Source organism: Schleiferilactobacillus harbinensis DSM 16991 (assembly GCF_000425885.1).
Classification (GTDB): Bacteria; Bacillota; Bacilli; order Lactobacillales; family Lactobacillaceae; genus Schleiferilactobacillus; species Schleiferilactobacillus harbinensis.
Map to the genome: position 1 here is coordinate 91,597 of NZ_AUEH01000005.1, position 6,910 is coordinate 98,506.

A 6,910-nucleotide genomic window follows, 5' to 3' on the forward strand; every position below is an offset into this window, starting at 1 on the left:
GGAGAGATTGTCGGCAGCTGAGACAATCTCTTCGCATATCTAGTAGAAGGAGTGACTACTCATGGAAGCAACCGAAAGAAAGACAATGGATGAGCGCAACACATCCATGGCCAAGAAGCGGGAGCGGATGAACCGCAACTGGTTTTTCTTCTTCATATCACCTTGGCTGATCGGTTTTCTATGCCTGACTGCAGGCCCGATGATTTTCTCGTTCTTTATGAGTTTTACTAACTGGGATTTGATGACTCAGATGAAATTCATTGGTATTCAGAACTATGTCAATTTATTCAAAGATCCGATTTTCTTAACTTCAATGAAGAACACGTTCTTGTACGCTGCCATCAGTGTACCGTTGAATCTGCTGCTTTCCTTAGGCATGGCGTACTTGTTGAGTTTCCACTTGAAGGGCATGCGGTTCTTCCGTACTCTTTATTACCTGCCTGCGATTGTGCCGGCGGTAGCTAGTACCATCCTATTCACCAATATTTTAGCCACCAACGGTTTGCTGAACAAAGCATTGAGCTTCATTGGTATTCAAGGGCCGTCCTGGTTGCTGAATAAGAATATCGTTCTGCTGAGCTTCGTGTTCTTGGCGGTATGGGGCGTTGGGGCGACCATGGTTTTGCTGCTCTCCTCCATCAATAGTATCGATGACGCCATGTACGAGTCAGCGACACTGGACGGAGCAACACGGATGCAGATGTTCGTGCATATTACATTGCCCCAGATTTCGCCGGTCATCTTCTTCAACTTGATCACCGGGATTATCGGGTCCTTGCAAACTTTCACCCAGGTTTACTTGATGACTAAAGGTGGACCGGATAACGCCAGTCAAATGATCGTGCCTTATCTGTATACCAACGCCTTTTCATATTACCGGATGGGATACGCGTCAGCGATGGCTTGGGTATTGTTCTTCGTCATCTTGATCCTGTCGGTTATCGTACTGAAGTCATCCAGCGCGTGGGTATTCTATGAACAGGAGGTTAAATAAACATGCTCGATCGAAAAATGAAGTGGTATCACAAGCTGTTTATTTACGTTGTTCTGTGTGCGATTGGCTTCGTCCTGTTTGCCCCGTTCATGTATATGATTTCAATCTCTCTGGCCGGCAAACAGACCAACGCTGTTCAAAACTTCAGTTTCTTCCCTAAAGAATTTTATTGGCAGAACTACCGGACACTGTTTGGCAACATGTTCGGCGGTGAATATCCGATTGGGACTTGGTTCCTGAACACGTTGTTCGTCGTGGTGTTGAGTATTATCGGTCAGATGTGGTCCAGTTCTTTCGTGGCCTACGGTTTCGCTAAAATGCAGTACAAGCATAAGAATGGCTTCTTCCTGTTACTGCTGACAACCATGATGCTACCTGGTCAAATCACTTTGATTCCTGTATTCATCATCTTCCGTAACTTGGGCCTGTACAATACATTGTGGCCGCTGATTATTCCGCAGTTCTTCGGCTCGGCGTACAACATCTTCTTCACGCGGCAATTCATGACCGCTATTCCTGGCGAACTATACGAAGCTGCTGAATTGGATGGGCTGAATTACTTCGGCATTTACCGCAAAATCGTGCTTCCCCTGGTTATGCCGGCATTAGCGGCGATCGCAATTTTCACGTTCAACTGGGCGTGGGGCGATCTGATGGGTCCGTTGATTTATGTGTCAGATTCAAGCAAGTTTACGCTCGCCTTAGGGGCAGCCAACTTGTCCGCAGCGACCAACCCCAGTGGTACGATCAATACCTCGCTGGTTATGGCCCTGTCCTTCTGCTTGTCCATCCCACAGATCGTCATCTACTTCTGGGGTCAGAAGTACCTGTTCAATCTCAACTTGGGCTTGGGTAACAGCGGGAGCAAATAATCTTGTCCTGCGCGTTAAAAAAGTAAGGAGTAATCGCCATGCATCACCAAGAATTCATGTACAAGCTTTACCACTATTCAAGTTACCTCAATTACATTATCTGGATATTTGAAGTGAATGCGTTGATGCTCGTGCTGAATACACCGCTCATTTTAGCGGCGATTGGTTTCCGCTTGAGTGTGGCGACTCTACTGCTCTACGTGGTGTGCACCTTGCCCGCTGGGCCAGCGCTATACGCTGGCTTGTCCGCATTGGCGCACGCCGACACAAATAATGGTGTGGTGAAATCGTTCTTCCGAGCCCTCAAGGAGAAAGGTCTGACCATCCTCAAATGGTCAGCCATCCCAGTCAGTGTGATCTGGTTAATGCTCTTCAACCTCTCTGTGACGGGGAAGATTGGCAGCATGGAACTGCTGTGGTGGCTGAATGTTGTTTTGCTCGCTGTGGCAGCGGCGTTCACAGTCAATGTAGTTATTGTCCTTGTGTCGTGGCCGCTATCGGTTAAGGATGCCGCAATTCTCACGTTGAAACTGAGCGTCGTTAAGTCGTTCCGTTATTACATGAACCTGATTATCATCGTTGGGACTTTCATTTTACTGAAGCTGTTTCCGGTGTATATCGTACTGTTTGGTCCGGCACTAGCTTTACTGCTGTGCAAGGTGAACTTCCAACCGGTCGTTGATTACGTTAATAATCGGCCGGAAAATAAGTAATATGTATTGCCCCGCAGTAATCTGGCGGGGTATTTTTCTGGTCAAAAAAGTAATCTTGACAATAGACCAACCAGGTAATTTCAGCGTGGAGATCAATAAGGATCGGTTCCACAATCTGTACGTATTTGCTGGGGGCATTGAAGAGGCACCGGCGCGGGATGCGCCTGGGATTTTGCACAATACGATTGGCAACAGTGCTAATGATCAAATCGCGGCGCAACCAGTTAATCGACTCGTATACGTGGATCCAGGCGTGTACTACATCGGTAGTTACATCTGGGAGATTCCCAGTGATACGCGGGTGTATCTGGCTCCTGGGGCCGTCTTGATGGGCGGTTTAGCGATTCGCCAAGCCCGCAATGTGCATATTTTTGGCCGCGGAGTCGTTTATCAGGGCCATCTTGATCCGTATTATTATGCCGACGGGTTGACCATTGACCATGCCACCGACGTCTCCATTGCACTACACGATTGCCATGGGCGGCAGTGACGGAATCACGATTGATAACGTGAAGACCTTCAGCTGTTTAGTCTGGTCGGATGGCTTTGACATGATGAGCTGCAGTCATGTCACGATTCGCCGATCTTTCCTGCGGACGTCGGATGACTGCATTGCTATCTATGGCAGTCGCTTCACCAATTACGGCGACAGCCATGATGTGACCGTAACGGATTGCGTACTCTGGGCAGACGTGGCGCACCCGATGAATATGGGTACCCACGGCGATGCGGTCCACGATGGCGACGTCATCGAAAATATCCGTTTCGAAAACATCGACGTCCTGGATCAGCACGAATTTCAATCCAATTATCTGGGCGTGATGGCGTTGAATCCAGGGGACAAGAATACGATCCACAATGTGATGTTCAAGAATATTCGCATTGATGCCCTCGAACACGGACGCGTTTTCGATGTTGAGGTGAAATACAACAAGGATTACAACCCGGCCCCAGGCCGGCTGATCGAAAATATTACCTTTGAGTATATTCACATCACCTCTGGTCCGGGGGAAGAAGTTTCCCTGGTGGCTGGGTATGACTCCACGCATCCGGTACGGGATATTCTGTTCAAGGATATTTATCGAGATGGGGGAAAAGTTGCTGATCTTTCCGCCGCAAATATTTACGTTGGTGATTACATGAGTCAAATACGAATTGTGCAGAAAAAGACCTGGCCTGCCGCAGCTGTCATCCAGCTGTTTAGCTCGGCTATTTACCCAGTATCAGAAGTAAACATAATATCATGTCAAAACGTCCAAGCCAGGCTGGTGTCTCAGTCTGATTTGGACGTTTTGGTTTAGGCTAAGTGCGCCACTGGGGCAGGCTCCGGTTGCTCACGACGGGGCATCATGCGAATGACGCCGGTCAGCTGCGGCTCGATTTCCGGATACAACTGGTGCGTGATCATCAAGACCGTCAATTTCGGATCGGCCAGCAGTGTTTCCTCGATTTTCAGCGCTTGGTCTTTATCCAAACTGGCCGTGCCTTCATCCATCAGGACGATTTGTTTATGCCGCAGAAAGCCCCGGGCTAATGCTAGCCGTTGCCGCTGGCCGCCGGAGAACGTCCGGCCATTTTCACCCACGCCGCTGTCTAGGCCCTGGGGCAGGCGGCGGACCTGGTCCCAAAGATCCGCGCGCTGCAAGGCGGCGATCAAAGCCGCGTCTGGATAGTCATCACCCAAAGTGAGATTATCCCGTACCGTGCCGGAAAAGATGTAGGGGATTTGGTCCAGATAAAGTACTTGGTCGCGAATCGCTGTGGTGCTCAATGTGCGATATTCTTGGCCATTCAGCGTCAGCGAGCCGGTATAAGCCGTGAGTTTGCCGGCCAGCAGGTTGAACAGGGTCGATTTGCCGCTGCCGCTGGGGCCAACGATGGCGTACTTGCCGCCAAGGCGAAAGTCTTGATTCAAGTCGGCCACGGCTTTGGTCTGACCATAGGTGATGGTCAAATCCCGCAGGACGAAACCGCTGGTCACGGTGGACAGCACTTGGCTTTCTTTAGCAGCCGGGGCGGGCAGCTGATCGTATTTGGTAAACAGGGCATTCGTGCCGCTGATCAAGGTGAGCTGAGAAGACAGGCTAGCCAGCATACTGAAGACGCGGAAGGAAAGGGTGCCAGTGGATTGAATCAAACCAATGGAAACGATATGTTGGAAGGCCAGCAGGGCGGTAATAAAGATGATGCTGATCTGGGCGGTGATATTGGTGAAATTGCCCAGCGTACTGGCGATGGCCTGGATCTTGGTCTGATGTACTTTGGCGGCGGCTAAGGGCTGCTGCGCGTCGTGGATCAAGGCATGCAGCAACGGCTGGTGATTCAAGGCCAACAGGGTATCGAATCCCTTGAGATGGTCATTCACCACTTGCATGAAGTGCTCATTTTTTTGACTGACCAACTGGCTGGCCTTCGCCATGTGCCGGCGCATGACGACGGGGACGACGATCATCAATCCGCTAAAGCCCAAAGCCGCGGCGGCTAAAGTCCAATGCATAGTAACCAAGGTGATGAGCGAAAATAACGCGATGAGGCCGCTATCGACGAGCGAATACACGTTGGTAAAGCCTTGCGTCTCGATCTGGTTGATATCGTTGCTCAGCCAGGAACTGTAGTCATCTGTTTGGCGGGCATGATACGCCGTGTAGGGCAGGGCACAGATCCGGTTCGTGAGATCATCCCGAACCGCGTTGTCCATTTTCTGGGTCGTTTTCGCCCGCAGCATGGCCTGCCAGTAATACATGGCCAGCAAAATGATGAAGTTGCCGACATCCCACAGCACCCAACGCAGGAAAAGCGGGAAGTCGAACTTGATGAGGGCGTTCAGTTGGGCAGCAGAAAGCAGAGCAGAAAGAATCGTTTGGATTGAGGTAATGGTCGTCAGTCCCAAGTAAAGCAGATTACTGGGCCAGAATTGTTTGAAGTAGCGGGTCATGATAAAACACACTCCTTATGCTTGATGTACCTCTAGCATAAGGAGTGTGTGATTGGGGGACTTGACAGCTTGCATATCTGCAAGTTGATTTGCTGATTGGTGTCAGGCCACTATTTGATTGGTGTTAATCCACACGCAACCCTTCCGCAATTTTATCCAGGTTCCACTTCATCATCCCATAGTAACTATCCCCGGTTTTGCCTTTCGCGGCAATCGAATCGGTGAATAAAGTGGAATGAATCGGAATGCCGGTATCCTTCGAAACGGTCTGCATCGGTTTGGCATTCACGCTGCTCTCCACGAAGAGGGACTTGGGTTTGACTTGTCGCAGCTTGCGCACCAGAGACGAAATCTGATCCGGGGTGCCTTCTTCTTCCGTGTTGATTTCCCAAATATAAGCAGACGGGATGTTGTAGGCTTTGCTGAAGTACTTGAAGCAGCCTTCGCTGGTCACGATCAATTTTTTATTCGCGGGAATCTTGGCGAATTTCGTCTTAGCCGCAGCGTCCAACCGGGCAAGCTTGGCGGTGTACCGTTTCATATTGCGCTGATAATCTGTTTTGTGCTGAGGATCGACCGCGCTCAACTGAATGGCAATATTTTTGGCATAGATGATGCCGTTGGCCAGATTCAGCCAGGCATGGGGATCTTCTTTACCGGTTTCATTTCTCCCTTGCAGATAAATCACATCAATGCCGTCGCTCACGGCGTGGGATTTTTTGCTGGCGGCTGGCCCGATATTCTTTTGCAGTTTGGTAAACCAGGCATTGGGCGCATTTTCCAAATTGACGCCATTGTAGAAAATGACATCTGCCTTGCTTGTACTGCGGACGTCCGCCGGGAGCGGATCGTATTCGTGGGGATCCTGGCCGGTGGGAACGATGACGTGAATTTGGGCATGCTTGCCCGCAATATTTTTGGTGATGTCGCCGATGATCGTATCGGTGGCCACCACCCGCACTTGGCGATTGGTGACGTGCACAGCACTGCTTTTGTTCGGGGTACTCTTTTGCTGACCACAGGCGGCCAGCGTGATGCCGAGCAGACCGATCGCGAGCCAGCTAATCAGCTTTTTTAGTTTGGACATTTTTCTTCCTCCATAATAGATTCTGTTTCGGGGAGAACGGGAAACTGAGGGCAAATACGGCGGTGCCGCAGATGACGATGCAGGAACCAACGGGAATATTAAAGGAACCCGAATTGTCAAATTAAGTGCAACAGTGAAGACTCATCCATGTGAATTGGTTTAGGTAGTGGGCAGGGATTCCTCCAGGCCCAGGGGGGAGGCCTGGAGCGCCGCGATTGCGCTGCGGTATCCAAGGCACTTCCTTAACCGGTGGTTTAAGACATCTTGGATCTTACGAATCTTCTCCTTAGAGACTTCCCATAGTGATTG

General features: G+C 50.2%; 7 protein-coding genes. 5 read left to right on the top strand and 2 right to left on the bottom strand.

The genetic code is table 11. From position 1 onward, the window contains the following. Window positions 1–61 precede the first annotated feature (61 nt). The 5 genes from H627_RS0102615 to H627_RS19020 all read left to right on the top strand — a co-directional run bounded on the left by H627_RS0102615 (window position 62) and on the right by H627_RS19020 (window position 3,880). Complete coding sequence (locus tag H627_RS0102615; RefSeq protein ID WP_223849915.1) at window positions 62–994, top strand: carbohydrate ABC transporter permease; 933 nt, start codon at window positions 62–64, stop codon at window positions 992–994. A gap of 2 nt (window positions 995–996) precedes the next feature. After that, window positions 997–1,866 (top strand): carbohydrate ABC transporter permease, encoded by an 870-nt coding sequence (locus H627_RS0102620; protein WP_051225114.1) that lies wholly within the window; start codon window positions 997–999, stop codon window positions 1,864–1,866. Window positions 1,867–1,904: 38 nt separating this feature from the next. Next, the gene (locus H627_RS0102625) at window positions 1,905–2,579 is read left to right on the top strand and encodes a YesL family protein (protein ID WP_027827674.1); all 675 of its coding nucleotides are present in this window, start codon (window positions 1,905–1,907) and stop codon (window positions 2,577–2,579) included. An 85-nt stretch (window positions 2,580–2,664) separates the two neighbouring features. Next, window positions 2,665–3,069, top strand: a complete 405-nt coding sequence (locus tag H627_RS19015) for a hypothetical protein (protein WP_162143217.1) — start codon at window positions 2,665–2,667, stop codon at window positions 3,067–3,069. Further along, on the top strand, window positions 3,020–3,880 hold the full coding sequence (locus H627_RS19020) for a glycosyl hydrolase family 28 protein (RefSeq protein ID WP_081674570.1): 861 nt from the start codon (window positions 3,020–3,022) through the stop codon (window positions 3,878–3,880). Before H627_RS19015 ends, H627_RS19020 begins: the two co-directional genes overlap by 50 nt. Here H627_RS19020 and H627_RS16705 read toward each other — a convergent pair. After that, entirely contained in the window at window positions 3,877–5,514 is a 1,638-nt protein-coding gene (locus H627_RS16705) for an ABC transporter ATP-binding protein (RefSeq protein ID WP_051225117.1), read from the bottom strand. The genes H627_RS19020 and H627_RS16705 overlap by 4 nt on opposite strands. Before the next feature lie 124 nt (window positions 5,515–5,638). Beyond that, entirely contained in the window at window positions 5,639–6,601 is a 963-nt protein-coding gene (locus H627_RS0102640; protein WP_035439835.1) for a metal ABC transporter substrate-binding protein, read from the bottom strand. Window positions 6,602–6,910 lie beyond the last annotated feature (309 nt).